Source organism: Ligilactobacillus acidipiscis DSM 15836 (assembly GCF_001435755.1).
Lineage (GTDB): Bacteria > Bacillota > Bacilli > Lactobacillales > Lactobacillaceae > Ligilactobacillus > Ligilactobacillus acidipiscis.
This window is the reverse complement of the sequence record NZ_AZFI01000311.1, coordinates 1-887: the sequence shown is the minus strand read 5'-3', so window position 1 is coordinate 887 and position 887 is coordinate 1. Positions and strand designations below refer to the sequence as shown.

Genomic DNA, 887 nt, shown 5'->3' with positions numbered 1-887 from the left:
GATAGTGTGAACTATCTCCTACCCGATTATTCAGATTAAAAGATTGTTGACTAATGTAAATATTTCACACGATATGATCTTTTATCTTGGTTAGGCAAATGGGCTTCAATGTGAACTAACCAAACAATAAAAATGCAACAGCTGCTAGAAGATTTTGGCCACTATGTTGAATCGCCAAAGTGGAACAGTTGTGGCATAGGGCATATGGGTGTATACCAAAAATAACCTTTTTTAAACATTTTAGTAAACATGTCCGAAATAATAAGCATGGTTATTAATAAATAATAAAAAAGGTATATTCTTAGCTTAAGAAAGCCCTTACAATTAAGTAATGACAGCCGGTAGGAGGAATTTATATATGAAGTTTAATAGTTACATTGACCAAAACATTTATGAAATAAATAGCATGCACAGGAAATATTGTGAATTTGTTCAACAGCTTTGATCGTATGGTTTCCTTACATCACACCCTTGATAAGGGTATATTTATCCTTGTAATCATTATAAAACGTTTGTTCAAAAAAGGGGAAGTGAATTTTATGCATTGGTTATGGATTTTAATTGTTGGTGCTGTTATCGGCGCAATTGCTGGTGCCATCACTAATCGGGGCGCAGCTATGGGCTGGATTAGCAATATTATCGCTGGCTTAGTTGGCTCATCCATTGGTGAAGCTATTTTAGGCAGTTGGGGGCCAAATATAGCTGGTATGGCCATTATTCCGTCAATTATAGGCGCAATAGTTGTTGTAGCAGTAGTTTCTTTCTTTTTAAGTCGTAGCACAAGATAAATTTTTCCTATATGTTAAACTTTTTAACAATCTTTTAAATGAATCCATGGTTGTTATTGGCTGGTCAATTGGGAGTGTCAAGAAGTTTGTGTAAATGAA

1 protein-coding gene is annotated in these 887 nt (G+C 34.6%); it reads left to right on the top strand.

Features of this window, described 5'->3' with window-relative positions:
• The first annotated feature begins 539 nt into the window (after window positions 1-539).
• Window positions 540-788, top strand: coding sequence for a GlsB/YeaQ/YmgE family stress response membrane protein (locus FC65_RS10860; protein WP_056972766.1), 249 nt, complete (start codon window positions 540-542; stop codon window positions 786-788).
• Window positions 789-887 lie beyond the last annotated feature (99 nt).

Coding starts and splice junctions, on each gene's coding strand:
- FC65_RS10860 (WP_056972766.1), top strand. CDS start 540: ATGCATTGGTTATGGATTTTAATTGTTGGTGCTGTTATCGGCGCAATT.